General features: G+C 63.3%; 14 protein-coding genes. 9 read left to right on the top strand and 5 right to left on the bottom strand.

Annotated elements, in window-relative coordinates; genetic code table 11:
- Positions 1 to 66 precede the first annotated feature (66 nt).
- Both ACZ2IA_RS19385 and ACZ2IA_RS19380 read left to right on the top strand, forming a co-directional pair.
- Positions 67 to 1,596 carry an MDR family MFS transporter gene (locus tag ACZ2IA_RS19385; RefSeq protein ID WP_470294233.1) on the top strand — a complete coding sequence of 510 codons (1,530 nt, stop codon included), beginning with the start codon at positions 67 to 69 and terminating at the stop codon, positions 1,594 to 1,596.
- Positions 1,597 to 1,971: 375 nt separating this feature from the next.
- Positions 1,972 to 3,603 carry a methyl-accepting chemotaxis protein gene (locus ACZ2IA_RS19380; RefSeq protein WP_470294232.1) on the top strand — a complete coding sequence of 544 codons (1,632 nt, stop codon included), beginning with the start codon at positions 1,972 to 1,974 and terminating at the stop codon, positions 3,601 to 3,603.
- Between the two features lie 196 nt (positions 3,604 to 3,799).
- Here ACZ2IA_RS19380 and ACZ2IA_RS19375 read toward each other — a convergent pair whose 3' ends face one another.
- Positions 3,800 to 4,432: a LysE family translocator gene (locus ACZ2IA_RS19375; protein WP_470294231.1), complete on the bottom strand. Its 633-nt coding sequence runs from the start codon at positions 4,430 to 4,432 to the stop codon at positions 3,800 to 3,802.
- 143 nt (positions 4,433 to 4,575) lie between these two features.
- Positions 4,576 to 5,142: a hypothetical protein gene (locus tag ACZ2IA_RS19370; protein WP_470294230.1), complete on the bottom strand. Its 567-nt coding sequence runs from the start codon at positions 5,140 to 5,142 to the stop codon at positions 4,576 to 4,578.
- Between the two features lie 928 nt (positions 5,143 to 6,070).
- Here ACZ2IA_RS19370 and ACZ2IA_RS19365 point away from each other — a divergent pair.
- On the top strand, positions 6,071 to 6,271 hold the full coding sequence (locus ACZ2IA_RS19365) for a DUF2905 domain-containing protein (protein ID WP_470294229.1): 201 nt from the start codon (positions 6,071 to 6,073) through the stop codon (positions 6,269 to 6,271).
- A gap of 54 nt (positions 6,272 to 6,325) precedes the next feature.
- Here ACZ2IA_RS19365 and ACZ2IA_RS19360 read toward each other — a convergent pair whose 3' ends face one another.
- Together ACZ2IA_RS19360 and ACZ2IA_RS19355 are read right to left on the bottom strand one after the other, a co-directional pair.
- The gene (locus tag ACZ2IA_RS19360) at positions 6,326 to 6,919 is read right to left on the bottom strand and encodes a DUF4337 domain-containing protein (protein ID WP_470294228.1); all 594 of its coding nucleotides are present in this window, start codon (positions 6,917 to 6,919) and stop codon (positions 6,326 to 6,328) included.
- Positions 6,920 to 7,078: 159 nt separating this feature from the next.
- Positions 7,079 to 7,744, bottom strand: a complete 666-nt coding sequence (locus tag ACZ2IA_RS19355) for a HugZ family pyridoxamine 5'-phosphate oxidase (protein ID WP_470294227.1) — start codon at positions 7,742 to 7,744, stop codon at positions 7,079 to 7,081.
- 59 nt (positions 7,745 to 7,803) lie between these two features.
- Here ACZ2IA_RS19355 and ACZ2IA_RS19350 point away from each other — a divergent pair, with 59 nt between their 5' ends.
- On the top strand, positions 7,804 to 7,929 hold the full coding sequence (locus tag ACZ2IA_RS19350) for a hypothetical protein (protein WP_470294226.1): 126 nt from the start codon (positions 7,804 to 7,806) through the stop codon (positions 7,927 to 7,929).
- Positions 7,930 to 7,944: 15 nt separating this feature from the next.
- On the opposite strand, the gene ACZ2IA_RS19345 is transcribed toward ACZ2IA_RS19350, so the two are convergent.
- A complete protein-coding gene (locus tag ACZ2IA_RS19345; RefSeq protein ID WP_470294225.1) occupies positions 7,945 to 8,343 on the bottom strand; it encodes a hypothetical protein in 399 nt (132 codons plus the stop codon).
- A gap of 874 nt (positions 8,344 to 9,217) precedes the next feature.
- Here ACZ2IA_RS19345 and ACZ2IA_RS19340 point away from each other — a divergent pair.
- From ACZ2IA_RS19340 to gcl, 5 genes are all read left to right on the top strand, one after another.
- Positions 9,218 to 10,222: a hypothetical protein gene (locus tag ACZ2IA_RS19340; protein ID WP_470294224.1), complete on the top strand. Its 1,005-nt coding sequence runs from the start codon at positions 9,218 to 9,220 to the stop codon at positions 10,220 to 10,222.
- Positions 10,135 to 10,416 (top strand): hypothetical protein, encoded by a 282-nt coding sequence (locus ACZ2IA_RS19335; protein ID WP_470294272.1) that lies wholly within the window; start codon positions 10,135 to 10,137, stop codon positions 10,414 to 10,416. The genes ACZ2IA_RS19340 and ACZ2IA_RS19335 overlap by 88 nt, the downstream gene beginning before the upstream one ends.
- On the top strand, positions 10,338 to 10,607 hold the full coding sequence (locus tag ACZ2IA_RS19330; protein ID WP_470294269.1) for a GMC oxidoreductase: 270 nt from the start codon (positions 10,338 to 10,340) through the stop codon (positions 10,605 to 10,607). Before ACZ2IA_RS19335 ends, ACZ2IA_RS19330 begins: the two co-directional genes overlap by 79 nt.
- A 944-nt stretch (positions 10,608 to 11,551) precedes the next feature.
- Complete coding sequence (locus ACZ2IA_RS19325; protein WP_470294223.1) at positions 11,552 to 13,030, top strand: NCS1 family nucleobase:cation symporter-1; 1,479 nt, start codon at positions 11,552 to 11,554, stop codon at positions 13,028 to 13,030.
- A 232-nt stretch (positions 13,031 to 13,262) separates the two neighbouring features.
- Complete coding sequence (gene gcl, locus ACZ2IA_RS19320; RefSeq protein ID WP_470294222.1) at positions 13,263 to 15,038, top strand: glyoxylate carboligase; 1,776 nt, start codon at positions 13,263 to 13,265, stop codon at positions 15,036 to 15,038.
- The last annotated feature ends 777 nt before the right edge of the window (positions 15,039 to 15,815 follow it).

The following is a 15,815-nucleotide window of genomic DNA, read 5'->3' as shown; positions in this document are numbered from 1 at the left end:
TCAAACCCTCTGTACGGATATCCCCATGGCTCCCCCCCCCGTTCCCGTTTCGAATCGCTGGCCGCGATGATCGGCATCTGCCTGGTGCTGATGCTGATCGCGCTCGACCAGACCGTGGTCGGCACCGCCTTGCCGCGCGTGGTCGCCGAGCTGCAGGGCTTCGCGCTCTACCCCTGGGTCGCGTCGGCTTACCTGATGACCAATGCGGTGACGATCCCGATCGCCGGCCGCCTCGGCGACCTGTACGGCCGCAAGCCGTTCGTGCTGGCGTCGATCGTCCTGTTCACGCTGGCCTCGGCGCTGTGCGGCATGGCGCAGAGCATGCCGCAGCTGGTGCTGGCGCGCGCGCTGCAGGGCCTCGGCGGCGGCATGCTGGCCGGCGCGGCGTTCGCCGCGGTCAGCGATCTGTTCCCCGATCCGATGCAGCGGGTGCGCTGGCAGGCGATGCTGTCGGCGGCGTTCGGCATCGCCACCACGGTCGGCCCGGTGCTGGGCGGCTGGTTGACCGAGCACCTGGGCTGGCGCAGCGTGTTCTACGTCAACCTGCCGATTGGCGTGCTGGCGTTCCCGATCGTCTTGAAGTACCTGCCGCGGGTGGTGCACCATCAGGGCGACCGGCGCATCGACTGGCTGGGGGCGCTGCTGTTGACGGTGGCGGTGTGCACCTTACTGTTCACCACCGAGCAGGGCGAGAAGCTCGGCTTCACCAGCGTGCTGTTCTGGGCCCTGGTGGCGCTGTCGCTGGCGCTGGGCGGGCTGTTCATCCGCCACCAGCAGCGTTCGGCCGCACCGATCATCCCGGCGCACCTGTTCTCGAATCGGACGGTGCGTCAGCTGTGTTCGCTCGGCGCGCTGACCGGGCTGGTGATGTTCGTGCTGGTGTTCTACGCGCCGCTGCTGCTGCAGGGCGGTTTCCACCTGTCGCCGAAACAGGCCGGCCTCTTGGTGACGCCGCTCTTGGTCAGCATCACCGTCGGCAGCATCATCAACGGCCGGCTGCTGCCCAGGCTGCCGCATCCGGAAAGGCTGATCTCGTGGGGGCTGCTCGGACTGAGCGCCGGCGCGGTGCTGCTGGCGACGTTGAGTCATGAGACCAGCCACTGGCTGATGGCGCTGATGTTCGGGCTGTGCGGGCTGAGCCTGGGTTTCCAGCTGCCCAACCTGACGCTGCAGATCCAGGCGGCGGTCGAAAAGCGCGACACCGGCATCGCCTCGGCGCTGATCCAGACCACCCGCACGCTGGGCAGCATGGTCGGCGCCAGCGTCGCCGGGTTGATCGTCAACGTGCAGTACGCCAAGACGGTGGAAGCGGCCTTGGGCCGCGCCAGGATCGGCAACGCCGAGGTGAGGGGGCTGTTCGGCACGCCGCAGCTCTTGGTGCGCCAGCAGGATCAGGACAGCCTGCTGCGCCTCGGTCAGCACCTCGGCTTCGACGCCGGCACCTTGCTCGAGCAGGCGCGGCTCGGCCTGGTCGACGGCATCCATCACGCCTTTATCGGCTGCGTGCTGGTGGCGCTGCTTAGCTACTTGATCGCACGCCGGTTGCCGCCGTTCGTTGCTAAACCGGCGCCGGGCAAGGTGTCGGCGAAGGATTGAGCCGCTTCGGCCAGACCCGTTCCAGACGGTCGGATCAGCGCACGGGCGCCGCTTGCGGCGCCCGTCGTCCGTTAGGAGCGTCCGCAACGGTCGTCGCGCCAATCTGCCCGGTGACGGTGCCGATTGATGAGGTTTGGGACACGACGCGGATTTTTAATGCAGTTGGCCTATAAATACATGGTCGATGACGTGCGCATGGCGTGCCGTGCCGCTCGACCGGAGGAGGCACACGACAACAGCGCGGCAGGCGGGCCGGTTCCGGAGCAGGCGCATTCCGAACCCACACTATTCCACGACCAGCTTTCCTGAACACGCGCGTTTCGGACGGGCCATCGGCCCGTCCCCACAGAGCGTCAGACCCGTTCAGGAGACCCCATGCTTGGCAATCTCACCATTACCCGCAAGCTTTACCTCGGCTTCGGCCTGCTCAACCTCTTGCTGATCCTGCTGGCCGGCTTCGTCGCCAGCAACCTGGACGGCCTGGACCGTTCCACCGAAGCGCGCGCGCAAAGCCTGCGCCAGATGACCGCGCTGGAGGGGCTGGAAGGCCGCGTCGGCGAAATGGCCGCCGGCCTGTGGAAATACGGTTTTTCCGGCAGCACCGATTCGCTCGGTCTCTACGATACAGCGCATCAAGCGCTGGCCGGCGACCTGGCGCTGGCGCGCCGCGAGTCGGCGGCTTCCCCGGAAATCGCCGCCAAGCTCGAACAGGCGGCCACGCTGATCGCTGCCTGGCAGCGTGACTACGCCGAGCCGCTGCTGAAACGCCGCGAGGAGGTCGCCGCCGGCACGCTGTCGCTCGACGCGTTCAGCCACTGGGCGAATGAACTCGAGACACGCAGCAGGATCCGGCCGATCATCGCTCTGCTCAGGCATAGTTCGGAAATGGCTCGCGCGCGCAACCTGGCGTTCAAGGCGGTCAATTTGGAGCTGCGCGAGCGCACCAAGCTCGGCCTGATCGTCGCTGCGGTGCTGGCGACGCTGCTCGGTGTGCTGGTGTCGGCCGGCATCGCGCGCAGCATTTCGCGCCGGCTGGCGCTGGCGGTGCAGGCGACCGATCAGATGGCCTCCGGCGACCTGACGCAGCGCGTCGAGGTGGCCGGGCGCGACGAGATCGCCACGCTGCTCGGTGCGCTGGCGGCGATGCAGCAGCGCTTGGTCGACATCATCGCCTCGATCCAGCAAGGCGCCGACCAGGTCGACACGCTGTCGCACGCCATCGTCGAGCAATCGGGGCAGATCGCCGAAGGGGTACGCGAACAGAGCCAGGCCGCCTCGACGATCGCCGCGGCGGTCGAACAGCTGACGGTCAGCATCCAGCACGTGTCGGCGAGCGCCCAGGAGGCGCATGCGCTGGCGGTCAACAGCGGCGGCAGCACCGAGCACGGTTACCAGGTGATCCGCGACACGGTCGACGACATCCGCGGCGTCGAGCAGGCGGTGCAGTCGGTCAACGTCGAAATGCGCAATCTCGAGGCAAGCGCGCAGAAGATCTCCGGCGTGGTCAGCGTGATCCGCGACATCTCCGACCAGACCAATCTGCTGGCGCTGAACGCGTCGATCGAGGCGGCGCGCGCCGGCGACTCGGGCCGCGGCTTCGCGGTGGTCGCCGATGAGGTGCGCAAGTTGGCCGAACGCACTGGCAACTCGACCCAGGAGATCGCCGGCATGATCGGCCAGATCCAGAGCCGCAGCAATCAGGTGTCCGAGCAACTGCAACTGAGCGTTAACCGGGTCGGCAGTGGTGTCGAACGCTCCGACCAGGCCGGCAGCGTGATGGGCGACATCAACCAGAGCAGCCGCCGGGTGGCGAGCCTGGTCACCGACATCTCGGCCGCGCTGGTGCAGCAGTCGCAGGCGAGCAACGCGGTCGCCAGCCGGGTCGAGACCATCGCGCAGATGGCCGAGGAGAGCAGTCACGCGGTCGACGAGGCGGTACGCCATGCCGGCCACCTCGAACAGCTGGCGGCCGGGCTGCGCCGCGAGGTGGCGTTCTTTCGCTTGTAAGGCGGCGGCCAGCTTGGCCGAAGCGCGGAAGGTGTCGGGCCGGGGTTAAACCCGGCCCGATGCTTTTTGCCTGGCCGGGGCCTGGCGGATGCCTGATGACGTTAGGCACAGCCTTGCGCTGCTCGAGGCGCGGTCAGGGCCGGTGACAATGTCGTCGACGATCAGCGAGCTTGGCCGATGGGAGAGGGGGCGCCGTTCAGGAGCGGCTGGCCAGCGCCAGCCGGCACGCCAGCGCGGCGAACACCGAGCCGAGCAGATACTGTGGCAGCTTGCGAAAGCGCTGGCCCGGCGTCACCAGCCGACGGAGCCGGCTCACGGTCAGGATCACCAGGCCGTTCACCAGCAGGCCGACGCCGTTCAGCACGGTGGCGAGCAGCAGCATTTGTACCACCAGCGAGCCGGCACCCGGTTTGACGAATTGCGGGAATAGCGCCAGCACGAACAGCGCCATCTTCGGATTGAGCAGATTGGTCAGCAGCCCCTGGCGGAATACCAGGGCGAGTGGCAATCGTGCGAGCGTGCCGTTGGGGTTGACCGCGGTGTTGTCGGCGCGGATGGTTTTCCAGGCGAGCAACAGCAGGTAGGCGGCACCGGCGAGGCGCACCACGTCGTAGGCGATGGGGACAAGCAGGAACAGTTGCGACAGGCCGAGCGCCGCGGCGAGCGCGTGGCAATAGGTGCCCAGCTGGATGCCGGCGAGTGAGGCAAAACCGGCGCCGCGGCCCTGGCTGACGCTACGCGAGGCGATCAGCAGCATGTCCGGACCGGGGGTGGCGGCCAGGACCAGGCAGGCGGAGGCGAACAGCAACAGGGTCGACTGGTCCGGCATGGCTGTATTCCTTCTTCATGAAAGGCGGAGTGTAGCATGGCGGGATAGCGGCTCGGCCGGGCAGGCAAGCGTGTCGCAAGCTGCATGCCGAGCTTGGCCGAACCGCATCATCCCCCTTCGGCCAGCCGCGCCCTGCCGGCCGTTCACGCCGCCTGTGGTGTCGCGGCCGTCCGCCCGCTCCAGTAGGCAAACAGCAGCCCCCCGCCCACGCCCAGGCAGACCACCATGCCGTACAGGTCCAGGAAGTCGGTCAGGCTCAGCCGCGACGCCAGCGGCCGGGCGATGCCGAGAAAGGCGGCGAACGCCCACGACGCCGCCGAGAAGCCGCCGATGCCGCACACCACAGCGGGCTGGGCGCCGGGGGCGGTAGCGGTCAAGCGCGGCAGCGCGATGTGATGCAGCAGCACGCCGTTGGCGGTCAGCCCGATGACCGCCAGCAGTTTGGTGGCCATCTTGGGCTTGGCGAGCAGCTCGGTCAGGCCGGGCAAGTGGCCGAAGTCGAGCAGGACGACGCCGAGGCCGGTGAGCCAGAGCACGGTTAACGCGATGACGACCAGCCGCGCCACTTCGCGGATCAAGGCGATGTCGTGTTCGAGCACCTGGCCACGGCTACGGATCAATCGCCAGTCGGTCAAGAAGGCGGCGCCGATCGCGACGCAGCAGGCGATCAGGTGAGGGTAGATCAGTGCCATTCGTGTGAGGTCGTGCATGATACGTTGCTCCATCCATTGCATAGGAATAATTATTGTTCGCGTATGCTAAGTAAAACTACGTAACATGTAAATGGTTCTCATTGAACTTTTTTGGAAAGCGGTAGTCGCCTGTGCGGTGGACAAAGAATCGAAGCCTTGGCACTGACGCTTCGGCCAACGTTGTCGGTGCGGCAGTGGGCGCTCGTTGCGCAAGCCTGTACTTGCCAGCCGCTTATGAGCTGGAGAGTGGCAGTCGGATAGGGCTGGGAGGGGGCAGGTTGTCCGAAGCGGTCCCGTCAACCTCCTACACGGCACTGATGACCCTGGCGCCGCGTAGCGGGGTGGGGGACGAGTGTGGAAACCCTATGCGCAGCTGGTGGTTCGGCGGGAAGGCGGGGGCTTTACTCAGGAGAAAGCCGGCTTCGGCGGGTGGAGTGTGACGAAGTGTGACGCGCCGCAACATCTGTAAACACTTCTAGACTGGTGCGTTTTCGAGGGAGCGATAGAATGGGCTCATACCGTCGTATCCTGATTTCTCAGGCGGTTTCGGTGGATGGCAGCATTCCCGGAGCCGAGGGTATGTGCAGTCTCTCTCCTTCTGTGTGTCCAAGCTTAGTGGCGGCCCTGTGGCCGCCATTTTTTTGCTCGTTTGAAGAGCGCGTCGGCTGTAGTCGCGTCGATTCGACACAGGCTAAAGAAACGACAAGCCAGACTTGGCACACCAGAGTCGAGGCGCTGATCACGTAACGCCCCTAAGTAAAGCTTGCTGTGGGAGGCGGTGGGCAAGACTGCCGGACACGGCTAACCTTGAACTGATGGGATGGACGGCTTGCCTATTGATTGCGGCGGTAGCGCTGAACGACGCATTGGTCGGTGAGATCCGTCATCGCCAGTGGTATCGAGCGTAATAGAACGTGCCGGTTTCGAATCGATCAATCTTGTGCCTATGCAACGCCTCCTTGTCATCGCGGGACTGCTCTTGGTGGTTGTCGGTGTTGCCTGGCCTTGGCTGTCAAAGATTCCATTTGGCCGCCTGCCGGGGGACATTCATATTGTCCGGGAAGGATTCAGCTTCCACTTCCCCATCGTGACGTGCATCGTCATCTCCTTGGTGGTGTCCCTTCTGTTCTGGATCCTGCGGCGCTGAAGTGGCACGCAGTGAACGACGAGAGAGGCGGCTGGCGATGCTTCAGTCATGTGATCAGAAGGCGAAAAAGGCCGCCACGCCCACCAGGATGCCGACCGCCGCCACCCCCATCGACAGCCTTTGCAGCCACCGCCTGCGCGTCAACAGTGTGATGGCTGCCAGCGCAATCGCGATTTGTATCAAGGTCGTGGCCTGAGCCCAGCGGTGATGCCGGTGCAATAGCGCCTCACTGTCCGCATTGTTCCGTTCGACCTCTTTTTCGATCGCTTCAGCCCGTGCGCGGATGGGCCCCTTTTGCTGCTTGTACTTCTCGACCTCGGCAAGGAAGGTGGCGCGTGCGCTCGTATTGGTCCCCGACAAGACGGCGCCCAGTTCGGCGAGATTTTGCTTCTCGCCTTTTGCTTGGTAGTACGCCCATTGATTCGCGGCTTCGGTCTTTTTGATGGCGGCTTCGTTCTTATAGAAGAGCGCGAGATTCTCGTCGGTGCCGCTTTGGTAGGAACAAATCGCACCGATCGTCGCCATGATCGCCGTCATCACGGCGATACGACCGGCCATCGGGTCGGTCTCGTGATGGTCGCCGTGCCCCTCGGCGACGTGTTCAACCGCGTGGTCGTGTGGGCCATGAACTTCGAATTCATCCGACATAGAGTCTCCGCAAGCAATTGGTGGGTTTCGAGCGCCGATCGGGCCGGTGAGCGTAGCCCACTTGCAGCTTAGTCTCATGGATGGATTCTGGCCGCTTACTGCCCGTCATCGCTCAATCGATCATGCTTGATGACGATCAACGCTTCACGCCTTCGGCTCTTAGTCCGCCTGGCGCCAAACGCTGGAAGCAAGAGCCTCAGCGACGGCCTGCCGACGTGCATCGGCGCTGACGGCGGGGGCCGGGAACGTCAGTCGCCGCCGCCGGCCGCGGCATTCCAGGTCGGCGCCATAGGCGTCAAGCCCCAGCCAGCGCCCGTCGAACAGTAGCGGGGCGAGCGCGGAGAGTTCCTGTGCTTCCTGCTCCGGCACGAGCACCGGGGCCTGTCTCAGCTCTTCGCCTTCTAGCCAGCCCATGCGGCCGAAACCGGCGATCAGCCGCAGACGTTTGGGTTCCAGCCGGTAAAAGGCGAAGTCGCCGAGTGCCAGATAGTTCGCCGCGTCGGGGTGGTAGCGCAGATAGCGCCCAAGCAGCGCATCGCTCGGTACGAACGGCAACACGTCCCCGACGAGTGTCAGCCGCACGCTGGCGAGCACATCGGTCACACCGGGCTCGGACAGCATCAGGCTGGCGCGCGGATCGGCAACGAGATTGCGGGTGTGTTCGGCCAGGGCGCTGACGAGGAACACCGGGCGGTGCCCTTCGTCGGGCACGAAGGGCAGCAGGGTGGCGAAGGGATAACCCGGCAGCTGCACCGAATGGGTGGCCAAGGTGCCGTGGGCGGCGCTGTGCAGCAGGTCGACGGCGTTGCTGAGTGGGATTTTCATGGCGTACTCCGGACGAAGGTCAGGGTGTCGACCTGTTAGTTTGTTCGCGGGATAAGGCAATGAGCGAAATGGCCAAAGCCATTGACCATATCAACGGTGCGATTCATGGCGCGCGGCGCTATCTACTCGTAGCCCTACAGACCCTGATGATCCCCGCACCTGAGAAAACCCCCAAGCACCGCTAAGTCAGCGGTGGCTGATCATTCCGGTTCAAGCGCGCCGTCGCTGCGCACCGTCAGCGCCTTCATGATTCGACCATCGCGGATAAATACGGCGCGATGCTGCATGCCGATGTAGGCACCGGAGCTGTTCTTGACGTTGACACTGTAATAGGCCAGATAGCCGTAGGTGATCACGTTGAGGTTGTGACGGCTCCAGCTCGGCGTCACCGAGGTCGGTGCCTTGAGCAGGTAAGAAGAGGGAGGGGTAAGCGTTTTGGCCAAGTGGGCCCGGATCAGGGCGGTAGCCTCTTTCGGCGTGGGCTTGCGGCCGTAGTCGGCCGCTGCCTGTTGCTCGGGAGTGGGGTCACGCATGCCGGCGCAACCGGACAGGCCGAGCGTGGCGGCGAGTACCACCACGGCAATTAGCGTTCTTGCCATGGAAATATCTTTATGAGTAGGCATTCGTGCTAGCGGTTCTACAATCGGTGGTTTCCTGCTCTGCCTTACAGCTGCTGTCGGCTTCATCACTCGCTACTCCTGCGACAGTTCCACCCCCGCCCTTAGGGGCGCAGGTTCATCGCCTTGTCGGCCCGTGGCAAGTTCGCGGCGGCAAAATCGATTCGGATTCTAGCAGGCCGGACACGAAATACACGTTGCACGCCTAGCGGCCTAACTGGCAATCAGCAGAGCAGTCCCGTGCGCTGGCGAGCACATCGGTCACCGGGACGGATCCCTCCGGACGTTTCGCCATGCACTTCATAGACGCACTCCGGCCAGTCGTTACGGCGGCGATGCTTCCTATCCGTGCTGCCGCTCAAGCCATCCGGCGCGTCTTACTCCTGCTAGCCGAACCCCGTGACTTGACGCCTTCGCCTTGGCCGCCTCCGTAGAAGTCCTTATTGAATGTGAGAATCAATATGCATACCACATATTGGTGGAAGGCGGCTCGGCTTTTCACAAGGTCATGACCCATCACCGGAGGAGACAGAATGAAAACAGCATCGTCAGCACCGAACTTCAACTACGGCTTCCCGACCCCGGGGCCGCAGACGCCGACCCCGCAGGACGTGATGAACCACGTGTTCTTCGCGTCGCACACCAACTGGAAGCAGATTCGCGAGGACCAGCAGTTCGACTACATCGTGATCGGCAGCGGCTTTTGCACGCTCGGCTTCGTCGAGCGCACGCTGAAGCACAACCCGCACGCGCGCATCCTGATCCTCGAGCGCGGTCCGTTCTTCCTGCCCGAACACTTCCAGAACCTGCCACTACCCTACCAGCAGACGCTAGGTGGCCTGTCCGAGACCTTCCCGTGGACGCGTCGGCCAAGACGCACAACGCGCGCTACATCAAGTGGCAGCACGGCATGGTGCCGTTCTTCGGCGGCCGCTCGATCATGTGGAGCTCGTGGTGCCCGCGCCCGACGCCGGAGGAGATGGCAGGTTGGCCGAAAGAGACGATAGCCGCCGCGCGCCGCTACTTCGAGTCGGCCGAAACGCTGCTGAACGTGATCTCGGCCGCCGACCTCGACAAGGGCGACAAGGCACCGCCGTGCGGTTCCCGGCCGATCTTCGGCGTGATGCAGGCGCAGCTGACCAAGCGACTCGAGCAGGGCCTCGGCGAGATCCCGTCGGCCACGCGGGTGATGGCCGCCCCGCTCGCGGTCAACGCCCCCCACCTCGAGTACGTCGACTTCCTGAAGTACTCGACGCCGGGGCCGCTGCTCGAGCTGGCCGACCGCCAGCAGAAACTCGCCGCCGCCGGCCGTGGCGCACCGCTGACGGTGGCGACCGAATGCATCGTCGAACGCATTGTCGAGCAGGACGGCACCGCGACCGCGCTCGAGACCAGCCGCGGTGTGGTCGCGCTCGGCAAGGCGCAGCTGATCCTGGCGATGGGCACCCTGCCGGCGACCACGCTGGTGCTCAACTCCTTCCCGCAGGCCAAGCTCGCCGGCGAGCGCTTCACCGCCCACTTCATCAGTTCGATCATCGCGCGCGTGCCGCGCGCCGACTACGACTTCGCGCCGGAGATCGGCGAATTGGAACTGGGGGCGATCTACCTCGCAGGCCAGAACAAGGAGACGCAGGGCCAGTACCACATCCAGCTGACCGCGCTGTCCGACCGCCATCCGATCAAGAACGCCCGGCCGCCGCACAGCACATGCCCGACGTGGTGGCCACCGCCACGATCGAACAGCTGCTCGAATCCGAGAACGACATCGTCTTCGTGTGCGCGGTGCTCGGCGAGATCGACAACAAGAACAAGGACAACTGGTTCCGCCGCAACGACGGCGCCGACCCGACCACCAACGTGACGCTGCAGGTGATCGAGAGCGAGAACGACGCTAAGGTGTGGAAGACGATGGAGGACGGTACCTTCGAGGCGCTCGAGCGCGTGCTCTCGCCCAAGGGCGCCTCGCGCGTCGAGTACTGGCATCCGATGCCGACGGCGGCGGCACGTGGAAGGCCGAACGGCCGTCGCAAGATGCGATCCGTGTGCCGGGCCTAGTGCACGAGGGCTCGACGATGTGGATCGGCGCCGGCGACGACGCGGTGGTCGGCCTCGACTACAAGCTCAACGGCGCGAGCAACGTCTACGTGACCGGCGCGTCGCTGTGGCCGGCGAGCGGTTCGTGGAACCCGACGATGACCATGGTCGCGCTGACGCAGGATCTCGCGGATCGACTGAGCGCTCGCTGACGCGGCGCACTTGCTTAAGGCCCCGGTATGGGGCCTTTTAACGGCTATGTCCCAACCTCGTGTTGCAAGGGCCGGCCGAGCGCCTTCGGTGCAAGGCTGAGGCCGGATGTGCTGGGTGATGGTTGGGTTGTGGGAGGGAAAGGTTGCCGCTTGGTCGGCACGTTTCTTATGAAATTCTCGTGGCGGTCATTTTACATGAGCCGAAATCTTCAATTTCTCCTGGATAATCAGTGCTGTGTAAATAGTCGAACTTAATCCCACTGGATTCAGCTCCCCAAGCATTGGCACTAATAGCAACTCGATATCCCGACTCAAGAGGCAAGGTCTTCATGGTCGCGTTTGGCTCTACAACCAGCATCTGCCGCTGCAGCACCGAACCCCAATTCAAGCGATGAAAGGCCAGCGGAAAACCGACCTGAGTTATTCATCAAACGCGTAACCAATTGTCCGGGACTGGACACGTACACGCCCTCGAGTGAACGACGCTATCGCTGTTTCGACGAGGCAAGCATCCCAATTGCGACGAGATGCACATGCCGACATCTGTATTGCTTGATCTTAGCGACTATAACTAACACTACTTAAGAGCCGCTAACAAAGCCCGCCCGGCGTTGTTGCCCTGTCTTGCCGTACTACTTGTGCTGTCTGCGGCAGGGCGGCGAGCAGGATCGTTGCACCGGGTTTTGTTAGCGACTCTAAACGTTGGAAAGATCAGCCATGCCTCGGCCTGCCGCTGAGTCGCAGTCTGGGATATGGAACGCGAAGGAATCGATCCTGCGTTCACCGTACCGGGTGCCCAAGTCCTTGTATGCCGCAATGAAGCGCCGCGGCAGCATCGCCCGCCGCGTCGAGGGCACCTGGCACATGGCTGGTATATCGCGAGTGCGTAGAGCAATCCTGCCGCCATCGGATGGCAGCGACAGTTAACCCGCCAGGAGGAATCCATGTCTCTTTCGCCTCTCATCGATGGTGAAGCGCCGGCCCCCGATCCTGACGAGTTCATCGCCGACGCCGACGAGCGCCTGTACAACCATGACCTGGCACCGGTGCCACACAAGAAGCGCACCTGGACCGGCTACAGCATCTTCGCGATGTGGATGTCGGACGTGCACAGCGTCGGCGGCTACACCTTCGCCGCCAGCCTGTTCCTGCTCGGCATCTCCGGCTGGCAGGTATTGATCGCGATGACCGTGGGCATCCTGTGTGTCTACGTGCTGATCAACTGGGTCGGCAAACCGAGCCTGGTGCACGGCATCCCGTTTCCGGTCATGGCGCGGGTCAGCATGGGTGTGATGGGCGCGAACCTGGCGGCGATGATCCGCGGCATCGTCGGCATCGTTTGGTACGGCGTGCAGACCTATTTCGCGTCGAAGGCGGTCGCCACCTTGCTGCTGCTGTTCGTGCCGTCCGCCGTAGCGCTGCGCGAGTTCAGTTTCGTGCGGCTCGATGGGCTGGGCTGGGTCTGTTTCTTGTTCATGTGGTTCTTCCAGCTGATCATCTTCCAGCAAGGGATGGAAACCATCCGCAAGTTCATCGACTTCTGCGGCCCGGCGGTCTACGTGGTGATGTTCGTGCTGATGGGCTGGATCCTGTCGCAGGCCGGTCTTAGCAGCCTCAACCTCACCCTGGGCGGCAAGGTCCTGTCCGGTGGCGATCAGCTGCTCGGCATGGGTAACGCGATGTTGCTGGTGGTGAGCTACTTCGCCGCGCTGCTGCTCAACTTCGGCGATTTCGCGCGCTTCGCGAAGACCGAGCGCCAGATGAAGATTGGCAACTTCCTCGGCCTGCCGGTCAACTTCATCGTGTTCGCGATCGTCACGGTGATCGTGACCGCGGGCAGCGCCAAGGTGTTCGGCTCGATGATCATGGACCCGGTGGAGATCGTCGCGCGGATCCAAAACAAGGTCGCCGTGGTGATCGGCAGCCTGACCTTCGTCATCGCCACGATGGGCATCAACATCGTCGCCAACTTCGTCTCGCCGGCGTATGACATCGCTAACCTGTTTCCGAAGCATGTCAACTTCAAGAGGGGCGGCCTGATCGCCTCCATCCTCGCAGTCGTCGTGTGCCCGTGGATCTTTGTCGACAGCCCGAAGGCGATCACCATCTTCGTCAGCATCTTCGGCGCCGTGCTGGCGCCGCTGTACGGCGTGATGATGGCCGACTTTTACCTGGTCAAGAAGCAGGTGGTGAACACGGCCGAGCTGTACACCATGTCGCCGACCGGGCGCTTCCACTACGACGGCGGCTGGAACAAGTACGGGCTGGTCTCGCTGCTGATCTCCGGCTTCATCTCGGTCGGCTGGGAAATCAGCACGCAACTCTTGAAGATCCTGCCCGCGAACAACTTTGGCTGGATCATCGGCGCGGCCTCCGGCGCGCTGATCTATACCGTGATGATGCGAAGCGTGAGGCGCACGTGAAGGTGGGTCCCGACCGGCCGCCTCATTCTCTTCCTGCATTTTCCGAGGCGCAATCGATGTCGGACAAACCATCCCGAAGCCCCGCGACCTGATCGGTTACCGCCGCGATGTTCCGCATGCCCGCTGGCCCAGCCGGGGGCGGTGTGTGCGAAATGAAGAAGAAGACCGCGAGACCAGCATTTGACTGACGGGCGAATTCATACCACAGGGGGTTAATCCAGGAGACATTGCAATGGCCAAGATGAGCGCCGCGGAAGCGGCAGTTCGGGTGATGGAGCGCGAAGGAGTCGTTCTGGCGTTTGGCATCCCGGGCGCCGCTATCAACCCCCTGTACGCCGCGATGAAAAAAGTCGGCAGCATCGACCACGTGCTGGCCCGCCACGTTGAAGGCGCCTCGCACATGGCGGAGGGCTATACCCGAGCCAAAGCCGGAAATATCGGTGTCTGCATCGGCACCTCCGGTCCAGCGGGCACCGACATGATCACCGGCCTGTATTCGGCGTCGGCCGACTCGATCCCTATCCTCTGTATCACCGGCCAGGCGCCGCGCGCGCGCCTGTACAAGGAGGATTTCCAGGCGGTCGACATCGAAGCCATCGCCAAGCCGGTGGCCAAGTGGGCGGTCACCGTGCGCGAACCGGCGCTGGTACCACGCGTGTTCCAACAAGCCTTCCATCTGATGCGCTCCGGTCGGCCCGGCCCGGTGCTGATCGACTTGCCGTTCGACGTGCAGATGGCGGAAATCGAGTTTGATATCGACACCTACTCGCCGCTGCCGCTGTACAAGCCGCAGGCCACGCGCGCCCAGATCGAGAAGGCGCTTAGCATGCTGAACGAGGCCGAGCGTCCGCTGATCGTCGCCGGTGGCGGCATCATCAACGCCGACGCGCCCGACCTCTTGGTCGAATTCGCCGAGATCACCGGCGTGCCGGTCATCCCCACCCTGATGGGCTGGGGCACGATACCAGACGATCATCCCTTGATGGTCGGCATGGTGGGGCTGCAGACCTCGCACCGCTACGGTAACGCCACGATGCTCGCCTCCGACTTCGTGCTGGGCATCGGCAATCGCTGGGCGAACCGCCATACCGGCTCGGTCGACGTCTACACCAAGGATCGGAAGTTCGTTCACGTCGATATCGAGCCTACCCAGATCGGCCGCGTCTTCGATCCCGACTACGGCATCGTCTCGGACGCCAAGGCGGCGCTGCAGCTGTTCGTCGAGGTGGCCCGCGAGTGGAAGGCAGCGGGCAAGCTCAAGGACCGAGCCGACTGGGTCGCGCAATGCCGCGAGCGCAAGCGCACGATGCTGCGCAAGACCAACTACGACAACGTGCCGATGAAGCCTCAACGCGTATATCAGTGCATGAACAACGCGTTCGGCAAGGACACCTGCTACGTCAGCACCATCGGCCTGTCGCAGATCGCCGCCGCCCAGTTCCTGCACGTCTACAAGCCGCGCCACTGGATCAACTGTGGGCAGGCCGGTCCGCTCGGCTGGACGATACCCGCCGCGCTCGGCGTGCGCGCCGCTGATCCGACCCGCAAGATCGTTGCACTGTCGGGCGACTACGACTTTCAGTTCATGATTGAGGAATTGGCCGTGGGTGCGCAGTTCAAGCTGCCTTATCTGCACATCGTCGTGAACAACTCCTACCTGGGACTCATCCGCCAGTCCCAGCGGGGCTTCGCGATGGACTATTGCGTGCAGCTCGCCTTCGACAACGTCAATGCACCCGAACTGGAAGGCTACGGTGTGGACCACGTCGCCGTGGTCGAAGGCTTAGGCTGCAAGGCCATCCGCGTTCGCAAGCAGGAGGAGATCGACCCGGCCATCGAGCAGGCGGAGAAGTGGATGGCGCAGTACCAGGTGCCGGTTGTGATCGAGATCATCCTCGAGCGCGTGACCAACATCTCCATGGGTACCGAGATCGACAATGTCGTCGAATTCGAGGAGCTGGCCATCAGCCCCGAAGACGCGCCCACGGCGATTGGCCTGCTGGACTGATCGGAACCTAGAAGAGGGACGCCATACCGAAGTTCAATGCCAATCTGAGCAGGCTGTTCAACGAGGTCGATTTCCCCGATCGCTTCGATGGGCTGACTTGAGGGGGATTTCTACCTTAAGTCAGCGTCCACCGAACCCGGGACAGACCACTTCGGGAAACGGGCTATCTGTATGGGTAGAGGTTGCGGTACAGAAGCACTCTTTAGAGATGGGGACTAGGCAGCAAGTGGTTTCCGAAATTGCCTGCTCAGTGCCTGTATGGAAATCTGAAGCGGAAATGGAAAAGGGGTTAGCCGTAGCTAACCCCTTTTAATCCTTGGTGGCGAATCAGGGACTCGAACCCCGGACCTGCGGATTATGATTCCTGGCCGTGGTCTTGTAGTTTGTTAATTATCAATGACTTGCATCGCTTGCCTGATGGCTGGTCAAATCTAAAACAACCTCAATCAATACCTTGTCTGCTGTAGCATGTCACAACTGCGGCACAGACTTATTAATCTGTCCCCCTGCTGGCTGGCTGCTAGAGGCTGTTTCAGCCTTACGTGCAGATCCCGGCGACTCTGGCCAGCTGTGCCGGTGGTATCTGTCCAGTTGCGCCCTCTAGGGTAGGTCCATGGACGCTACCATCACTCACTTGCCGACGACATGAAAGCCCTCCAAGTGGCGGCTTCTCGGCGAGGCTGTGTGAAAATGTCCCCAAGGCTATGATTTCCGTAATGCCATGCCGAGGACTGAGCAATGACACGGTTTGTTCAGGGGGATAACCGGTCACAGGCC

The organism is Crenobacter sp. CS_VA4, assembly GCF_055597485.1.
The sequence above is the reverse complement of the archived record's forward strand: the minus strand, read 5'-3'. Positions and strand labels throughout refer to the sequence as shown.